The sequence below is a fragment of the Streptomyces sp. NPDC005820 genome, assembly GCF_040630255.1.
Classification (GTDB): domain Bacteria; phylum Actinomycetota; class Actinomycetes; order Streptomycetales; family Streptomycetaceae; genus Streptomyces.
The window spans coordinates 151,658-168,550 of record NZ_JBEXXE010000011.1; the positions used below are offsets into that span (position 1 = coordinate 151,658).

The 16,893-nt window shown below is 72.0% G+C and carries 18 protein-coding genes and 2 pseudogenes; 10 read left to right on the forward strand and 10 right to left on the reverse strand.

Going from position 1 to position 16,893, the window contains the following annotated elements; genetic code table 11:
• Nucleotides 1–19 precede the first annotated feature (19 nt).
• Entirely contained in the window at nt 20–814 is a 795-nt protein-coding gene (locus ABZ464_RS15935) for a TVP38/TMEM64 family protein (RefSeq protein ID WP_359276582.1), read from the forward strand.
• A gap of 4 nt (nt 815–818) precedes the next feature.
• Here ABZ464_RS15935 and ABZ464_RS15940 read toward each other — a convergent pair whose 3' ends face one another.
• Nucleotides 819–1,988, reverse strand: coding sequence for a thiolase family protein (locus ABZ464_RS15940; RefSeq protein ID WP_359276585.1), 1,170 nt, complete (start codon nt 1,986–1,988; stop codon nt 819–821).
• Between the two features lie 116 nt (nt 1,989–2,104).
• Here ABZ464_RS15940 and ABZ464_RS15945 point away from each other — a divergent pair, with 116 nt between their 5' ends.
• Entirely contained in the window at nt 2,105–2,584 is a 480-nt protein-coding gene (locus ABZ464_RS15945; RefSeq protein ID WP_359276587.1) for a helix-turn-helix domain-containing protein, read from the forward strand.
• A 33-nt stretch (nt 2,585–2,617) separates the two neighbouring features.
• Here the strand turns inward: ABZ464_RS15945 and ABZ464_RS15950 are convergent, their stop codons facing one another.
• From ABZ464_RS15950 to ABZ464_RS15970, 5 genes are all read right to left on the reverse strand, one after another.
• Nucleotides 2,618–3,409, reverse strand: coding sequence for an alpha/beta hydrolase (locus tag ABZ464_RS15950; protein WP_359276590.1), 792 nt, complete (start codon nt 3,407–3,409; stop codon nt 2,618–2,620).
• Nucleotides 3,410–3,507: 98 nt separating this feature from the next.
• A complete protein-coding gene (locus tag ABZ464_RS15955) occupies nt 3,508–4,203 on the reverse strand; it encodes a hypothetical protein (RefSeq protein WP_359276593.1) in 696 nt (231 codons plus the stop codon).
• A gap of 29 nt (nt 4,204–4,232) precedes the next feature.
• Nucleotides 4,233–4,940, reverse strand: a complete 708-nt coding sequence (locus ABZ464_RS15960; RefSeq protein ID WP_359276595.1) for a cupin domain-containing protein — start codon at nt 4,938–4,940, stop codon at nt 4,233–4,235.
• Nucleotides 4,934–5,863 carry a PmoA family protein gene (locus tag ABZ464_RS15965; RefSeq protein WP_359276598.1) on the reverse strand — a complete coding sequence of 310 codons (930 nt, stop codon included), beginning with the start codon at nt 5,861–5,863 and terminating at the stop codon, nt 4,934–4,936. The genes ABZ464_RS15960 and ABZ464_RS15965 overlap by 7 nt, the downstream gene beginning before the upstream one ends.
• Complete coding sequence (locus ABZ464_RS15970; RefSeq protein ID WP_359276601.1) at nt 5,860–7,014, reverse strand: Gfo/Idh/MocA family oxidoreductase; 1,155 nt, start codon at nt 7,012–7,014, stop codon at nt 5,860–5,862. Before ABZ464_RS15970 ends, ABZ464_RS15965 begins: the two co-directional genes overlap by 4 nt.
• A 343-nt stretch (nt 7,015–7,357) precedes the next feature.
• Here ABZ464_RS15970 and ABZ464_RS15975 point away from each other — a divergent pair, with 343 nt between their 5' ends.
• Nucleotides 7,358–8,233 carry an undecaprenyl-diphosphate phosphatase gene (locus tag ABZ464_RS15975; protein ID WP_359276604.1) on the forward strand — a complete coding sequence of 292 codons (876 nt, stop codon included), beginning with the start codon at nt 7,358–7,360 and terminating at the stop codon, nt 8,231–8,233.
• Between the two features lie 146 nt (nt 8,234–8,379).
• Nucleotides 8,380–8,559 carry a hypothetical protein gene (locus ABZ464_RS15980; protein WP_133915298.1) on the forward strand — a complete coding sequence of 60 codons (180 nt, stop codon included), beginning with the start codon at nt 8,380–8,382 and terminating at the stop codon, nt 8,557–8,559.
• Nucleotides 8,560–8,584: 25 nt separating this feature from the next.
• Here ABZ464_RS15980 and ABZ464_RS15985 read toward each other — a convergent pair.
• Nucleotides 8,585–9,043: pseudogene (locus tag ABZ464_RS15985) on the reverse strand (AI-2E family transporter); the annotation flags it as partial.
• A 238-nt stretch (nt 9,044–9,281) separates the two neighbouring features.
• Here ABZ464_RS15985 and ABZ464_RS15990 point away from each other — a divergent pair.
• Together ABZ464_RS15990 and ABZ464_RS15995 are read left to right on the forward strand one after the other, a co-directional pair.
• Nucleotides 9,282–9,788, forward strand: coding sequence for a hypothetical protein (locus ABZ464_RS15990; protein WP_359276607.1), 507 nt, complete (start codon nt 9,282–9,284; stop codon nt 9,786–9,788).
• 58 nt (nt 9,789–9,846) lie between these two features.
• Nucleotides 9,847–10,421, forward strand: a pseudogene (locus ABZ464_RS15995) (AAA family ATPase).
• 292 nt (nt 10,422–10,713) lie between these two features.
• Here the strand turns inward: ABZ464_RS15995 and ABZ464_RS16000 are convergent.
• A complete protein-coding gene (locus ABZ464_RS16000) occupies nt 10,714–11,133 on the reverse strand; it encodes a hypothetical protein (RefSeq protein WP_359276609.1) in 420 nt (139 codons plus the stop codon).
• 458 nt (nt 11,134–11,591) lie between these two features.
• On the opposite strand from ABZ464_RS16000, the gene ABZ464_RS16005 reads away from it, so the two are divergent.
• The 4 genes from ABZ464_RS16005 (at nt 11,592) to lnt (ending at nt 14,845) form a co-directional block, all read left to right on the forward strand.
• A complete protein-coding gene (locus ABZ464_RS16005) occupies nt 11,592–12,083 on the forward strand; it encodes a hypothetical protein (protein WP_359276612.1) in 492 nt (163 codons plus the stop codon).
• 151 nt (nt 12,084–12,234) lie between these two features.
• Nucleotides 12,235–12,603, forward strand: coding sequence for a hypothetical protein (locus ABZ464_RS16010; protein ID WP_359276615.1), 369 nt, complete (start codon nt 12,235–12,237; stop codon nt 12,601–12,603).
• Between the two features lie 66 nt (nt 12,604–12,669).
• Nucleotides 12,670–13,131 carry a nuclear transport factor 2 family protein gene (locus ABZ464_RS16015; protein WP_359276618.1) on the forward strand — a complete coding sequence of 154 codons (462 nt, stop codon included), beginning with the start codon at nt 12,670–12,672 and terminating at the stop codon, nt 13,129–13,131.
• A 76-nt stretch (nt 13,132–13,207) separates the two neighbouring features.
• Nucleotides 13,208–14,845 carry an apolipoprotein N-acyltransferase gene (gene lnt, locus ABZ464_RS16020; protein WP_359276620.1) on the forward strand — a complete coding sequence of 546 codons (1,638 nt, stop codon included), beginning with the start codon at nt 13,208–13,210 and terminating at the stop codon, nt 14,843–14,845.
• On the opposite strand, the gene ABZ464_RS16025 is transcribed toward lnt, so the two are convergent.
• Nucleotides 14,763–15,674: a Gfo/Idh/MocA family oxidoreductase gene (locus ABZ464_RS16025; protein ID WP_359276623.1), complete on the reverse strand. Its 912-nt coding sequence runs from the start codon at nt 15,672–15,674 to the stop codon at nt 14,763–14,765. The genes lnt and ABZ464_RS16025 overlap by 83 nt on opposite strands.
• 10 nt (nt 15,675–15,684) lie before the next feature.
• Nucleotides 15,685–16,863: an FAD-dependent monooxygenase gene (locus ABZ464_RS16030; protein ID WP_359276626.1), complete on the reverse strand. Its 1,179-nt coding sequence runs from the start codon at nt 16,861–16,863 to the stop codon at nt 15,685–15,687.
• Between the last annotated feature and the right edge of the window lie 30 nt (nt 16,864–16,893).

Below are 16,893 nucleotides of genomic sequence, written 5' to 3' on the forward strand. Positions count from 1 at the left end.
CGTCGGCTACTGTCGCGGGATGCTCGATGCCACCACCCGCTCTGGGGGCACCGCCGCGGCCACTCCCCGGGCCGCCGCCACGGAGCTCCTCGTTCCCGTGCCTCTCGTCACCGCCGCCGTCACCGCCGCCGCGCCCGCCCGTCCGCCGGCGCGCCTCGGCAGAGTGCTGCTGTCGCCCTGGTCGCGGTTCGCGCTGCTCGTCGCCCTCCTCGCGCTGGCCGGGTCGAGCGTGCTGCTGTTCGAACCCCAGAGACTCCTCGCGCACGGCTGGCCGCCGCAGGTGGGCGGGGTGACGGCCGCCGTGGTGTTCGCGGTGGCGTACGGGCTGTGCACGGTCGCGTTCGTGCCCCGGCCGCTGCTGAACCTGGCGGCGGGCGCGGTGTTCGGCTCGGCCGTCGGGCTCTCCGCGGCGCTGGCGGGCACCGTGCTGGGCGCCGGGCTCGCCTTCGGCCTCGGCCGGGTGCTGGGTCAGGACGCGCTGAGGCCCCTGCTGCGCGGCCGGCTGCTGAAGGCGGCGGACGGCCAGTTGAGCCGGCACGGGATGCGGTCGATGCTGGGGGCGCGGCTGTTCCCCGGGCTGCCGTTCTGGGGCGTGAACTACGCCGCGGCCGTCTCCCGGATGCGCTGGACGCCGTACCTGGTCGCGACCGCGCTGGGCTCGATCCCGAACACGGCCGCGTACGTCGTCGCCGGGGCCCGGGCCTCGACGCCGACGTCCCCGGTCTTCGTGATCGCGCTGGCCTCGATCGCCCTGCCGACGGTGGCGGGCGCGGTGGTGGCCTGGCGCAAGCGCCACCACCTGCGTCGCCGGTGAGCCCTTACACCGACTCCAGGATCATCGCGTTGGCCAGCCCGCCCGCCTCGCACATCGTCTGCAGGGCGTAGCGGGCGCCCCGTTCGCGCATGGCGTGGACGAGCGTCGTGGTCAGGCGGGTGCCGCTCGCGCCGAGGGGGTGGCCGAGCGCGATGGCTCCGCCGTGGACGTTGACCTTGGCGAGGTCGGCGCCGGTCTCCTGACGCCAGGCCAGGACGACGCTGGAGAACGCCTCGTTGACCTCGAAGAGGTCGATGTCGTCGAGGCGCAGTCCGGCCCGGCTCAGCACCTTGTCGGTCGCCGGGATCACGCCGGTGAGCATCAGCAGGGGGTCGGAGCCGGTGACGGCGAAGCTGTGCAGGCGGGCGAGCGGCCGCAGGCCGAGCCGGGCGGCGGTCTCGGACGAGGTGATGAGGACGGCGGAGGCGCCGTCGTTGACGGGGCTGGCGTTGCCCGCGGTGACGTTCCACTCGATCTGCGGGAAGCGGGCGGCGAACTCCGGGTCGTGGTAGGCCGGCTTGAGTCCGGCGAGGATCTCGGGGGTGGTGGCGGGCCGTACGCTCTCGTCGCGCGAGACTCCGTCGAGGGGGGCGACCTCGGCGTCGAACAGTCCCCGCTGCCAGGCGTCGGCGGCCCGGTGGTGGGAGGACGCGGCGAAGGTGTCCAGCTGCTCGCGCGTGATCGACCACTTCGCGGCGATGAGTTCGGCGCTGATGCCCTGGGGGACGAGTCCGTCGGGGTACCGCTCGGCGATGCCGGGGCCGAAGGGGTCCTTGCCGGGCGGCACGTTGGACCACATCGGCACCCGGCTCATCGACTCGACCCCGCAGGCGACGACCAGGTCGTACGCCCCGGCCATGACCCCCTGCGCGGCGAAGTGCACGGCCTGCTGGGAGGAGCCGCACTGGCGGTCCACGGTGGTCGCGGGGACCGTCTCCGGGAAGCCCGCCGAGAGGGCGGCGTAGCGGGTGGTGTTCATGGCCTGCTCGCCGACCTGGTCGACGGTGCCGCCGATGACGTCGTCGATCAGCGCGGGGTCGACGCCGGAGCGCTCGACGAGGGTGCGCAGGGTGTGGGCGAGGAGTTCGACGGGGTGGACGTGCGCGAGGGAACCGTTCGGCCTGCCCTTGCCGATCGGGGTGCGTACGGCTTCGACGACGACTGCGTCACGCATGTGCGGGCCTCCGCGACTACTGGTGAGTAGGAAATCCGAACCCACCATAGCCCGGTAAGTTGGAAAATCCAACTCACTACGGTCCGCTTTTCCAACCCTCCCCTAGACTGATCCGCATGGCCGCCTCCCGGAGCCCCAGAGAACCGCGCCCCTGCTCGATCGCGGACGCCCTCGCCCTCGTCGGCGAGAAGTACTCGCTGCTCGTCCTGCGGGAGGTGTGCCTGGGCAACGGCCGCTTCGACCAGCTGGTGCGCAACATCGGCGCCCCGCGCGACATCCTGGCGACGCGGCTGCGCCGGCTCGTCGACGCCGGGATCCTCACCAAGCAGGCCTACAGCGAGCGCCCGCAGCGCTTCGCGTACCGGCCCACGCAGGCGGGGCTGGAACTGGAGCCGGTCCTGATGACCCTGATGGCCTGGGGCGACCGCCACCTCCGCGAGGACACCGACCGGCCGATGGTCGTCGAGCACGTCTGCGGCCACGAACTGCTCCCGGTCGTCACCTGCCGGGCCTGCGGCGAGGTGGTGCACCACGAGGACCTCACCGCGCATCCGCAGGCACCGGGCTGGACGGTGACGGGACCGACGGCGGCGTAGCCGTCACGCGAGCACGGCGGCCGACGGGCCGGTTCACACGTCGTGGGCGTGGCAGAACGCGCGCACGGCCCGGTTGAAGAGCTCCGGCGCCTCCAGATTGCTGACGTGGCCCGCGCCCGGAAGCACCACCAGCTCGCTGTCGGGCAGGGCCTCCTGGAAGGCACGCGCGACGCCCAGCGGTGAGCGCGCGTCGTGTTCGCCCCACACGAGCAGCACCGGCACACCGATCGAGGGCAGCAGGTCGCGCTGGTCGGCCTCGGCCATCAGGGAGAGCTGCGCCCCCAGCGTCCCGGGCCGGACGTCCCGCGCCATCGCGTCGAGCAGCGGTACGAACGCGGCGGGCGGATCGCCGGCGAACAGTCCCGGCATCGTCGGATCGAACCGCTCCGGCGGCACCGCGAGCATCCGCCGGGTGCCCTCGACACGGGCCGCCACCTCCTCGGGCGGCAGCGACCCCTTCCAGCCCGCGTAGGTGTCGGCCAGGATCAGCGCGCCGACCAGCGCCGGGTGGTGCCGGTACAGCTCCAGGACGACCGTGCCGCCCCAGGACAGCCCCGCGACCCGGGCCGGGCCGAGCCCCAGCTCCTCGATCAGCGCGGCGAGGCAGTCCGCGAAGTCCACGAGCCCGAAGCCGGCCGGCAGGTCCGAGGACCGCCCCGCTCCCGGTTCGTCCCAGGCGACGACCGTGAACTCGTCGGCGAGGGCGTCGAGTTGCGGCTGCCACAGCCGGCCGTCGAGCCCCGCCCCGTGCACGAGCACGAGCGGCGGCCCGTGCCCCTGCCGCGCATAGGCCACCTCGACGCCGCAGACCAGCACCGTCGCCATGCCTTCAGGCTAGGCGTCGGGCGCCGGCCGCGCTTCCCGGCCGAGGCCTCGGACCCACCAGGGCGGGTTCACCGGCCCGGCGCTCTCCGGGCCAGGTCTCAGGACCGCGCCGCGCTCTCCGCGAGATCGAAGACCGTCTCGCACGCGGAGCACGTCACCCGGCCGAACAGACGGGCCACCCACTCGGCCACGGCGTCCTGTCCGGCCCGCAGGGCCATCGCGTGCAGCCGGGCGCCGATGCCGGTCAGCGCGGCGGGGTCGGCCGGATGGAACACGGCCGCGCAGTCGTCCAGGTACTCCCCCACCATGACCTCGGTGTACGCCTCGCACTCCGGGCACTCGGCCTCGAACTCCTCCAGCAGCCGCTCCAGTTCCGCTCCCCAGAACGGCACCCCCTCGAAGGCGAGCAGGAACTGCACGAAGTAGACGAACTCCCTCGGGTCGTCGGCCGGAACCCGGCCCATGCACTCCCGGCACACCGCGAGCAGCTCGGCGATCTCCGTCTCGTACCGGTACCGGTCCTCCGGATCGGCCTCGCCGACGATGAACCCGGCCAGCGAGACCGCGTCGACCCGGTCGCCGGCCGACCGCCCCGTGGCCACGTCCGTGAGCAGCGGCAGCGCGGCGAAGCTCGCCCCGTACACGCTCCCCTGGTGGTAGAGGTCCGACCAGATGTCGTCCCAGATCTCCTTGTCGCCCGGCCCGCCGTCGAGCCGGGCGAACAGCGCCGGTATGTCGTCCGCGGGCCCGGAGGCGTGGCTGAGCTTCGACCAGTCGGTCGTGGCGTGCGTCATGGCCGGCATTGTGCACGGACGAGATGACGTCAGCCCTGCGGATACACGTCCAGCCGTCCGCACATACCGAACTTCCCGTGCCGGGAGGGTTGTTCGGCCCGTACGACGGCGTCGGCGAGGTGGGAGGCGTCGCCCCGCGCCAGCCGGTCGAGCTGCTCCCCCGTGGCCTCGGCAGCCGCCCGCGCGCCACGCCGCCAGCGTTCCCGCCACTCGTCGATCCGGGGCCGTACGAGCGCGGCGGCGGCCCGGTGGAAGGCGGCCAGCCCCTCGGGGGCCTCCCGCAGCGCGCGGTACCCCTCCAGGGCGAGGTCGCGCCGGGCGCGGGCGATCCGGGCCTGCTCCTCCTCGGGGGCGTCGGCCGGGATCGTGGTCGCGGCGGCGTACGTCTGCGGGTCTGCCAGGTGGTCGGGGGGCAGGGTGAGGACCGCGTCGCCGGCCTCCGGGAGGCCGCTGTTCTGCATCAGCACGGTGATGCGCAGATCGCCCTCGTTGACCAGCCGGTGGATCGTCCCCGGTGTGAACCAGGCGACGGTGCCGGGCGCGAGGGGCGTGACCTCGTACCCGGACGTGGTCAGCGTCTGGACCGCGCCCCGGCCGCCTGTGACGACGTACCCCTCCGAACAGACCAGATGCAGATGGGGGGTTCCGCCGTGCAGACCGTCGGCGGCGGGCCAGTCGTACACGCACAGGTGCGAGAGCCCGACCCCGCCGGGCAGTCCGCCGTACGCGGTCACCACGGGTGGGTGTCCAGGTACTTGGCGATCTCCTCCCGCTCCCAGGCGCCGGCGGCCACGACCACACGGTAGCGGCGGGTGAGGGTGTCGCCCGGGGCGAGCTCCAGCTCGTCGAAGAAGGCCCAGGACGGGGCGATGCCCGCGAAGGGCTCGTTGCGGACGAACCAGTGCGCGGGGTGCGCGCCGTGCGCGCCGGAGTGGTCGTTCTCCGGGGCGTGCGCGAGGACGACGGTGGCGTGGCCGTCGGTGCCGTCGTGCTCGCCGGAGAGGGCGAGCCACGGACTCTGCGAGGCCATCAGACCCGGGCCCTCGCCCTCGGGGCCGATGATCCGGCCGTCGCGGAAGGCGCGCGGACCGCGCCAGAACAGTCCGGTGTAGCCGGCCAGCTCGCGTCCGGCGGTGGTCGGGCTGCCGAAGCGCAGCGGCTCGTCCCGCCGGTTGGTGATCGCGCTGGTCCAGGTGAGCGCCCAGGATCCGGACTCCGCGTCCACGTCGTGGACCTCGATCCGACGGGTCTCCTCCGCCCAGAGCTCGCCGCTGTACGGGTGCCAGGTCAGCCGCTCGGCGATGACGGCGCGCCCCTCACCGGCGGAGACCTCGTCGAACCCGACATGGGCCATCGAGCCGACGCGCTCGGGGAGGGCGACGTACCCCTCGCCGTGGACGTAGGAATTGCCGCCCCACAGATTCGCGCCCGAGAGGTGGGAGGCGGTCAGCGACAGCCCCTTGTGCCAGCGGTGGTCGTTGGGCCGGTAGTCGGTGACGACGTCGCCCGCGAGGGTGCGCAGCGGGTGCAGATACGGCCTCGGCGCCTCCCAGGCCGCCTCGGGCCGGTAGACGTAGGCCAGCAGCTCGACGCCGGAGGCCGGGTCGGTCACCGTGATCCGGTCGCCGTGGGCGTGCACGAGACGCAGGGCGCCGCTCATGCGGGCACCTCCACGTCCACCGCGGCCGTGCGGGGCGCCCAGCCCGGGGCGCCGCCGTGCAGGGCCGTGTAGTACGGGTCGCCGGGCCCGATCTCGCCGCGCCTGACCGTGGTGTCCGTGAAGGCGGACTTGTACAGCGAGGTGATCAGCTCCAGGCTGGTCCGCCCGTCGGCACCGCTGCTGCGCGGCCGCTCCCCGGCGCGCATGCTCGCGATCAGCTCCCGCAGCTGCGCCAGGTGCGAGCTGGGCACGTCCGTGCCGAAGTCCTGCCAGGCGGCCACCTCGTCACCGCTCACACCGGGGGCCGGGGTGATGCGCCAGTCGGCGTTGGAATGGCCGTACAGGTGGGTGAGCTCGACGGTCGCGCGCTCGCAGTCGATGCGGATGCGGCTGATTTCGTCGGGGCTCAGGACGCTGTTGACGACCGTCGCCATCGCGCCGTTCTCGAAACGGAGCAGGGCCGTCGACACGTCCTCGGTCTCGACGTCGTGGACGAGCCGTCCGGCCATGGCGCGCACCTCGCTCCACGGCCCGAGGATGTCGAGCAGCAGATCCATCTGGTGGATGCCGTGGCCCATCGCGGGACCACCGCCCTCGGTCTGCCAGCGGCCCCGCCACGGCACGGCGTAGTAGGCGGTGTCGCGGTACCAGGTGGTCTGGCAGTGCGCGACGAGCGGCCGCCCGAGGGCGCCCTCGGCGAGCAGCCGCTTCACATGCCGGGTGCCGGAGCCGAACCGGTGCTGGAACACGATCGAGGAGTACGGCCCGTGCTCCGCGCCCTCCTCGGCCTGTACGGCGTCGTAGTCGGCGAGGGTCGGCACCGGCGGCTTCTCGCACCACACCCAGGCGCCCGCCCGCAGCGCGGCCACGCTCTGCTCGCGGTGCAGGGTCGGCGGGGTGCAGATGGTCACCAGGTCGGGGCGCTGCTCGGCGAGCATCCGCTCCAGATCGGTGTAGGCGTGCGGAACCCCGCCCTCCGCGCAGAACGCCTCGACCGCCGCGGCATCGATGTCAACGGCCGCGACCACCTCGGTCTCGCCCTCGGCGGCGAGCTGCTTGAGGGCCGAGAGATGGGAGCCGCGCCCGATGGCACCGGTCCCGACGACGGCGGCCCGGACCGGGCGGCCGGGGAGCGGAGTGGTTGGGGACATGGGCGTGATCAGCACTCCTCCGAGGTACGGCCCGAAGGACCGGTGAGCGGCAAACGGAGCAGCAAGCACGCTCAGCAAGCGCTTTCCGCTCGGCAGCAAGTTATGCGGCGGCCCTGGGGGCGGTCAACCATCCGCACCTCTGAGCGTGCGCCGACGTGGGAGTCAATGGGCCGGTCGGGGGGGACGGGGTGGGCGCCGGGGGCTTCCCGGGCGGCTACGAAACCCCTGTGGCGGGGCTGTCCTCCGGGACCGCTACGCTTCCTTCGCACACCCTTGATCACCGCGCGCGGGCGGCCGTCGCCCCGTCGCCCCGCTCCGATCGGCGCTTGGACTCCTTAACCTCATGTCTTGGTTTGAATCGCTCATCCTCGGACTCGTCCAGGGGCTGACCGAGTTCCTCCCCGTCTCCTCCAGCGCGCATCTGCGGCTGACCGCAGCCTTCTCCGGCTGGAAGGACCCCGGCGCCGCCTTCACGGCGATCACCCAGATCGGCACGGAGGCAGCGGTGCTGATCTACTTCCGCAAGGACATCGGGCGGATCATCGCCGCATGGTCGAAGTCGCTGTTCGACAAGACGATGCGCAAGGACCACGACGCCCAGATGGGCTGGCTGGTGATCGTCGGCTCGATCCCGATCGGTGTGCTGGGCCTCACGCTCAAGGACCAGATCGAGGGCCCCTTCCGCGACCTGCGGATCACCGCGACCATGCTCGTGGTGATCGGCATCGTCATCGGCGTCGCCGACCGACTGGCCGCACGCGACGAGTCGGGCGGAAAGCACCGCGCGCCCAAGCAGCGCAAGACGCTGGAGAACCTGGGCGTCAGGGACGGTCTGATCTTCGGCCTCTGCCAGGCCTGCGCGCTGATCCCGGGCGTCTCCCGCTCCGGCGCCACCATCAGCGGCGGCCTGTTCATGGGCTACAAGCGGGAGGCGGCGGCCCGTTACTCGTTCCTGCTCGCCATCCCGGCCGTCCTCGCCTCCGGCCTCTTCGAGACGAAGGACGCGCTGGAGACCGGCCATGTGGACTGGCCCCCGACCCTCTTCGCGACGGTCATCGCGTTCGCGTCCGGCTACGCCGTGATCGCCTGGTTCATGAAGTTCATCTCGACCAAGTCCTTCATGCCGTTCGTCTACTACCGGGTCGCCCTCGGTGTCGTGATCATCGCCCTCGTCGCGACGGGCTCGCTGAGCCCCCACGCGGCGGAGTCGGCGGGCTGAGCCCGGCACCACCACACCACTCCCGCGAAGATCGCGAACTCCCCTGCGGAGCCCTCCGGTTGATCGATCAACCGTGACCAAGCCCATAACGGTTCACGCAGCCGAGGCATGGCGCGCTGTCAGTTGCTGCCCCTACGCTGACAGCCATGTCCCCCAATTCTGATGCCCCTGGTTCCGTGCGGTCCGCTTCCGAGGTGAACGAGCGGATCCGGTCCTTGTGGCTGCGCGCGGGCGGCTCGCTGTCCGCCCAGGAGCGGGCGGAGTACGAGCTGCTGGTGGTGGAGTGGGCCGCGGCGATCCGCGGCGAGGTGGTCACGGCGGCCTGAGCATCGCGGGCGAGCCCGCCCGGCCTCACCCCGCGACCACCGGAACCGGCGCCGCACCGGGCTCCCCGCCCTCTCCCGGCTCTCCGCCTCCCCCGTCGCACCCGTCCGCCCCGGCCGGAAGCGGCTCCCCGAGCTGCTCCCGTACGTAGTTCCAGACCACCCCGATCAGCGCGGCGAGCGGAACGGCCAGCAGACTGCCCACGATCCCGGCCAGACTGCCGCCCAGCGTCACCGCGAGCAGGATGACCGCCGCGTGCAGACCGAGCCCCCGGCTCTGGATCATCGGCTGGAACACATTGCCCTCCAGCTGCTGCACCACGACGATGATCGCCAGCACGACGAGGGCGTCCGTCGGACCGTTCGACACCAGCGCGATGAGCACGGCCACGAAACCGGCGAACAGGGCCCCCACGATCGGCACGAACGCGGAGACGAAGGTCAGCACCGCCAGCGGAAGCACCAGCGGCACCCCCAGGATCACCCCGTCGCCATGGGAAACGAGCACCACCCATGAAGGCCACGCATTCGATGCGAGAACTTCAGTTCGCCACTTGAACCAACCCCACGGACAAGGTGCGCGACACGACACCGCCCCCACACACTCACTCCCACTCACCCGAACGCTCTTGAACGCACTCCAGCGGCGGCAGCTCCAAACCCCTGTGCGCAGGTCCCGAAGGGCCACCTGTCCAACGGGCCCGACTCGGTGCTGTACTGAACGGATGGGGGATGTCTGGACAGCCGTCGGCGCGGTGAGTACGGCGATCGGAACCGTCGTCGTGATCGCGGCGTCGTTCTTCGCTCACTCACAGATCAAGGAGGCCCGTCTCGCCAGGCACGTACAACTCCTCCTCTCCTTCCAGGAGAAATACCACTCCCCGGCGGCACGGACTTTCCGACACCGTCTGCTGAGCGGCGAGTTCGGGTCACCCGAGCATTTCGATCCGGCCCATATGTCCGACGACGACTTCCACTCCTTCTGGCAGCTCCACGATCAGCTGGAGATGCTGGGTGTTCTGGTCGAGCAGAAACTGCTGGCCTTCGATCTGGTACTGGCCTGCTTCCATCGCTCTCCGCCGCGCGTCTGGAACGCCGTCGGACCCTACATACTGAATCGACGAGCCCAGGCCTCCCCTCTCGAAGGAGTGCATTTCGAGCGGCTGGTACAGCGTTACCGCAACTCCCCTGTCCTCCAGGCCGATTACTGGGATCGCGGCAACGTGATGTAGTGCAGCCACTGCCCCCGGGCCCGATGCGCGGGCGGGGCGACGGAGCGGGGGGATCGCGTTGATCGTCTGGGTGAACGGTGCGTTCGGCAGCGGGAAGACCACGCTGGTGGACGCGTTGCGCCGACGCTGGCCCGAGGCACTGGTCCATGACCCGGAGATGGTCGGCTTCGTACTGCGGAAGATCGTGGAGGTGCCGACCGGCGACTTCCAGGACCTTCGGCTGTGGCGGCGCCAGGTCGCCGACCTGGCGGTGGGACTCGTCGAGGAGTACCGCCGCCCGGTCCTGGTCCCCATGACCTTGGTCGACCCCGGCTATGTCGGTGAGATCTTCGACGTGTTGAAGGACGCCGGTGTCGAGCTGCACCACTTCTTCCTCGAGGTCCCCGGGAGGAGCTGGAGAAGCGCATCGAAGGCCGGGTCTTCTTCCCCGACGATCCCGAACGGGAAGACCGGCTCCGGAGCTGGGTCAAGGACCGGATCGAGCCATGCATGGCCGCGGCCGACACCCTGCCCGGCGACACCGTGTTCCTGAACGGCGAACTGACCCCACGCGAGCCGGCCGACCAGGTACTCGCCCGAGTGACCCCCGCAGAAACCCGCCCCGGGCAACGGACCGTTGAGAACCCGGTGTGACACTTCGAGCCATGACTTCACCCGGGCTCAGCAGTCCGGACTACCTCCCGGAGATCGAGCGCCTCGCGAACCGGGTCAGGACGGAAGCATCGATCGAAGGGGAAATCGCGTTCGCGCAGCGGCATACGGATTCCAGGTCGTCGCGGCTCACGCGATCAGTCTGCCGGCCCCCGAACAGTTCACTGCGGCCAGCCGACTCGGCTACGCAGGACGTGCGCTCCTGCGTCTCTTCTGCCCCAGTCGGCACGGTCCTGCGGGGAACCCGGCCCGGAGCAGCCGCACAGGGCCAGCGTCACGGCGCGTAGTAGGCGGCGTATTGCGCGGACTGCGTTTCGGGGGTGAAGTCCTCGAAGTCGCCGGCGGCTTCGCACCGGATCAGTCGTTGCAGTGCCGCGTCCGCCTCAGGCCGGCCCTGGCGGGACAGGTACGCCTTCGTCCTGTCCAGTCCGCTGCCGCACAGCAACTGAACGTCGATCGAGCAGTTTGCGTCCATGCTGGCGGACTTGGCCTGCCAGATGAGCAGTACGTCGTCGAGGGAGCCGGCGTTGAACAACTGCACGCAGCACAGTTTCATCAGCTCCGTGTCACCGTTCCCCTGGGCTTCCCGTTCCCACCGGATGTGGGTGGTGAGCACGCCTCGGACTTCTTCGAGGCTCGGGCCCACGGGGCGTAGGCCGTAGCGGTGCAGACTCTCGTCCTCGTCCATCTCCATGCCTTCTCTACGACAGCGGACCCGGCTCATTCTCGCGTGTCCAAAGGGAAACCCCATCGGAGTGGTCGGAGTGGAAGATGTGCCACCATCGCTCTCCGTACGGGCCACGGTGCGGCAGTCCACCGTCGCGGGAGAGCAGGACCCGCTCGTGGGGCCAGGCGGAGACGACGACCTCCAGGATCCAGCCGTCCCCGGTCGTGGTGTGCAGTCCGCCCCCGCAGAGGGCCCGGGACACGAGAGATCGGCGACGGCGTCAGGAGTGCTGTCCTACGCGCTGCCAGGGCTCGGGCGCCGGTACGACGGGGGCTGCGAGGAGCGTCTTTCGCATCTCCGGGGAGGCTTGGGAGGACCTGGCGTCTTGGGCAAGGTTTTCGCAAGGTTCGTGGGTCAGCGTGGGCGTCATCAAGCACGGACGGTCGCGTCCCGAGTGGTCGCCGCCGGTCAGGGAAGGCGTGAACATGCACCTCAACGAGATGGTCTCCCAGCGGTTCGGCACCGGACGGGCCCGGTCGGCCGCCGTCGTCGCGGCCCTGGGCTTCGCCGCCGTACTGGGCACGGCGCCGACCGCGCAAGCGGGCCCGGGCTGCACGCTCACCCTGTGCTCGACGACGGTGAACGACAGCGCGTACGGGGTCACGGCCTTCTTCAACTGGTGCCGGGGCGGCGACAGCACGGGCGACTCGACGGCCACCGAGCCGAAGTGCGCGTCCGACGGGGTGAAGCAGAAGACCCAGAACCTCACGGCGCGAGGCGGCCACACGCCGTACAGCCAGGACTGGGACGCCTTCCGCGTGGACGCCGGCTGGTGCTACAAGGTGAAGTTCATCCGCACCGGGCAGCCCCAGTTCACCCGCACCTACGACCGGCGGGGCACCACAGCGCTCTGGGTGAAGGTCGGGGACAACGCGGACGCACATGTCCTGGACCAGGGAACCGCGTCCTGCCCCTGACCGCCGTGAGCGCACCCGGCCGGCGTCCAAAGGCGAGTGCCCCGTCCGCGGCCAAGCCCGTCACGGTGACCGCCGTCCGGATCCAGCTGATCCACACAAGGTCATGCACCGACGAAGAGATGAAGAAGTACCCAGTGAAGGGGGACGCATCGTGAAATTCAGAACGCCGGTTTCGGTGCCGAAGAGGCTGGCCGTGGTCGCCGTGTCGGCCGCCGCCGCGCTCATCGGATTCTCGGCCGCTCCTGCCCAGGCGTTGACCTACAGCCTGAGTACGACGGGCGCCGCGGGCACCGTCACCTATGTCGGGAACGGCGACTGGTCGCTGCACGCCCATGACCCTCTCACCGACGGCCACTGCGCCCGCTTCCAGGTGAAGGACACGGACGACACCAGTTGGCGGTGGTACGGCGACATGGTCTGCACCTACGCCGATCAGTACGTGACGGGAGCCCGCTCGTTGTGGTCCGTCCGTATCTGCCGGACGGGAATCGGGAACTGCTCCGCGGCCGTCAAGCTCTGAACCGAACAGCCCCGGGTCCTCGCACGCCCCCTTGGCTCCGGGGCGCGCATGCCCAACACTCGGCCCATGACGCAGCGTGTGGAGCTCGCCACAGTGATGGACCGGCTGGCCGTCGACGGCCTGGTCACCGACTACGCGGTGGCCGTGGACGACGGCGACTGGGCGGCGTACCGGCAACTGTTCACCGCGGACGGCCGGGCGGACTACCGCTCGGCGGGCGGGATCGAGGGGGACGTCGGCAGCGTCGCGGCGTGGCTCGCGGAGAATCTGCGCCTGTTCTCGATGCGGCAGCATCTCATCGTCAACCGGCGCGTGCGGTTCGGGGTGCTGGAGCAGGACACGGGGGACACCGCCCGGGTCGGTGCCGACTACGTCAACCCGATGCGGCTGGCCGGCGACGGGGACGGCGGCGCACCCGACTTCGTCTGCGGGGGCCGCTACTCCTTCGGGCTGCTGCGCACGGACGACGGATGGCGACTGCGCGAGGTGGTCGTCGAGGAGAAGTGGCGGCGCCTGCCGACCGCGTGACGGCGGGCGCGCCCGAAAGTGCCCTGTCGGAGATCGTCCGTCGGGGCGCACACTGGAGGCACCAAGGAGGTGCCTCATGAACGCGTCCGGCCGCCCGCTCGCCTCCCGTCCGGCCGCCTTCTCGTCGCTCACCTCCCACCCGGCCGCCGCCCGCTGGCTCGCCTCCCCGAAGCGGCGCTCGGTCGTCGCGGCGGGTGCGGGCTCGCTGCCCGTGCTCGCCTTCCCGGCGCCCGCCCTGTGGTGGTGGGCGTACGTCGCCCTCGTCCCCTGGATGCTGCTCGCCCGTTCCGCGCCGACCGGGCGGCGCGCGGCCCTGGACGGCTGGTGCGGGGGGTTCGGCTTCATGCTGGCGATGCATCACTGGCTGCTGCCGAGCCTGCATGTGTTCACCCTCGTCGTCGCCGCGCTGCTCGGCGCCCTGTGGGCGCCCTGGGGCTGGCTGGTGCGGCGTTTCCTGGCCCCGGACGGGTCCGGGACGCCGACCCGGGGGCGGATCGTCTGCGCCCTCCTCGTCCTGCCCTCCGCCTGGCTGGCCGTCGAACTGGTGCGTTCCTGGCAGGGGTTGGGCGGGCCCTGGGGCATGCTCGGCTCCAGCCAGTGGCAGGTGGAGCCCGCGTTGCGGCTGGCCTCGGTGGGCGGGGTGTGGCTGCTGAGCTTCCTGGTGGTGGCGGTGAATGCGGCCGTCGCCGTGATCGTCTCCGTGCCGGGCTCGCGGACGCCCGCCCTCGCCGGGCTCGTCGCGACCGCGGCCACCGCCTCGGCGGCCTGGGCGTGGGCGCCGCGCCCCGAGGTCGAGGGAAGGGCGCGCATCGCCGTCGTACAGCCGGGGGTGGTGGAGGGGCCGGAGCGCCGGTTCGATGTCGAGGAGCGGCTCACCCGGCGGCTGATCGGGCAGGACGTCGATCTGATCGTCTGGGGGGAGAGCAGTGTCGGGTACGACCTCGGGGAGCATTCCGAGCTGGCCGCGCGGATAGCGGAGCTGTCGCGGGCCACGGGCGCCGACATCCTCGTCGACGTCGACGCGCGCCGCTCGGACCGGCCCGGTATCTACAAGAGTTCGATCCTCGTCGGTCCGGACGGCCCGACCGGCGACCGGTACGACAAGATGCGGCTGGTGCCCTTCGGGGAGTACATACCGGCGCGTTCGCTGCTCGGCTGGGCGACCTCGGTCGGCAAGGCGGCCGGTGAGGACCGGCGGCGCGGCACCGAGCAGGTGGTGATGCACATCGGGCCGGGGCTGCGGATCGGGCCGATGATCTGCTTCGAGACCGCGTTCCCCGACATGAGCCGCCATCTCGCGGACGACGGCGCGGATCTCCTCGTCGCACAGTCCTCGACCTCGACCTTCCAGCACAGCTGGGCGCCCGCGCAGCACGCCTCCCTGGGCGCACTGCGCGCCGCCGAGACGGGTCGGACGTTCGTGCACGCCACGCTGACCGGAGAGTCCGCGGTGTACGACGCGAGCGGGCGGCGCCTGGGACCCCGGCTGGGCACGGAGGCGTCCACCGCGGCCGTGTACGACGTCCCGCTCGCCGACGGCGTCACCCCGTACGTCCGCTACGGCGACTGGCCGGTGCACGGCGCCCTGCTGGTGCTGGTGGCGCTGGGGCTGACGGAGGGGGCGCGGGCGATCAGGCCGCGGCGGGGCGTTCCCGGACCGCTTCGACCACCCGCTCGCACAGTTCATGGGTCGCCAGCGCGTCCCGGGCGCTGAGCACCTTGCCGGCCCGGACCGCGTCCAGGAAGGCCAGCACGGCCTGCTCCATCCCGCGCTGCCGGGCCACCGGCACCCAGTCGCCGCGCCGTCGCACGGTCGGCTGGCCCTTGTGGTCGATCACCTCGGCGAGGTTGACGACCTGACGCTTGGTGTCCTGCCCGGAGACCTCGAGGATCTCCTCGTTGGAGCCGCTGAGCCGGTTCATCACCCCGAGCGCGGTGAAGCCGTACCCGGAGAGCTGCAGGACGACGTGGTGCAGCAGCCCGCCCTCGACCCGGGCGCGCACGGTGACGTCGTCGACCGGGGCCGGGGCCAGGAAGCGCAGGGTGTCGACGACGTGGATGAAGTCGTCGAGGATCATCGTGCGGGGTTCCTCGGGCAGCCCGATCCGGTTCTTCTGCAGGAGGATCAGGTCGCGCGGATGGTCGGCGCACTGCACGTACCCGGGCGCGAAGCGGCGGTTGAAGCCGACGGCCAGCGACACGCCCTCGGCCTCGGCGAGTCGTACCAGCCGCTCGGAGTCGGCGAGCCGGTACGCGAGCGGCTTGTCGACGTACGTCGGGACGCCCGCCTCCAGCAGCCGGGTGACGATCTCCGGGTGGGCACCGGTGGGCGCGTGCACGAAGGCCGCGTCGAGGCCTGCGGCGAGCAGTGCGTCGAGGTCGCGGTGGCGCCGGTCGGCGGGCAGCCGGAAGGCGTCGGCGACCCGGTCGAGCGTGGCCGGCGTACGGGTCTGCAGGTGCAGTTCGATGCCGGGCAGCGCGCCGAGGACGGGCAGATACGCCTTCTGCGCGATGTCACCGAGTCCGATGCAGCCGACCTTCACGGGCGCTCCCTCACCTCGAACCGCGTGCCTCCACCGCAGCATACGGGGGCTGCGGCGGCCGCCAGTCGGCGATCCCGTCGAAGCTGCGCAGGAACAGCGCGGGTCCCGCAGCCGACAGCGTGGCGATCAGAGCGTCGCGTACGGCGACGGCGGCCGGGTTCGCCGCCAGGACCAGCCTCGCGGTGCGCACCGCCTTGCGGGCGACCGCGGTCGTCCGGGGCAGCCGGGCCGCCGTGTAGGCGGGGAGGTCGGTGCGGTGGTGGGCGAGCACGATGGCGTCCTCGACGGCCTGGTTGCCGCCCTGCCCGAGGGTCGGGGGCATGGCGTGCGCGGCGTCGCCGAGGAGGGCGACCCGGCCGCGGTGGAGGGCGGGCAGCGGGCGGGCGAGGTGGTGCACGTCGTGCCGCAGGACGTCGTCGGGGCGGATCGCGTCGAGGATCTCGGGGACCGGGCGGTGCCAGTCGCCGTAGCGGCGCTGGAGTTCGGCGCGTTCGTCGGGGGCGCGTTCCCCGGCGGGGGCGAGGGCGGCGGCGTACGCGTAGACCCGGCCGTCCTTGAGCGGGTGCGTGCCCCAGATACGGCCCCTCCCCCAGGTCTCGTGCGAGGCGAACGCCACGCCGGGCAGCGGGATCACGACCCGCCAGGTGGTGAAGCCGGAGTACACGGGCCCGGGATGGTCGGGGAAGAGGGTGCGGCGTACGGCGGAGTGGATGCCGTCGGCGGCGACCACGAGGTCGGCCTCCAGTGCGCCGCCGGGGACGCTGACCCGGGCGGGGCGGCGGGCGTCGCCCGGGTCGGCGAGGGTCGCGGGCGTGCCGGTGCGGACGGCGTCGCGCGGGAGCCGTGCGGTCAGGGTGGCGACGAGGGTCGCGCGGTGGAGCAGGACCAGCGGACCGCCGAAGCGGGCGGCGACCGCGTCCGCGTCGGTGCGGGAGAGCCAGCGGCCGCGCGGGGTGCGCACCCCTCCGTCGCCCTGCCAGGCGGCGAGGTCGCGGATCTCGTCGCCGACGCCGATGACGTCCAGGGCGCGCAGGGAGTTGGGGGCCAGGGAGATGGCCGCGCCGACGGGGGCGAGCGTGGCGGCCCGCTCCAGGACCGTGACCTGCCAGCCGCACCGGTGCAGGGCCACGGCGGCGGTGAGCCCGCCGATCCCGCCGCCCACCACGACCGCCGTGCGTGACTCCGCCATGACGCACCCCTCACTACAGCTGTAGTAATC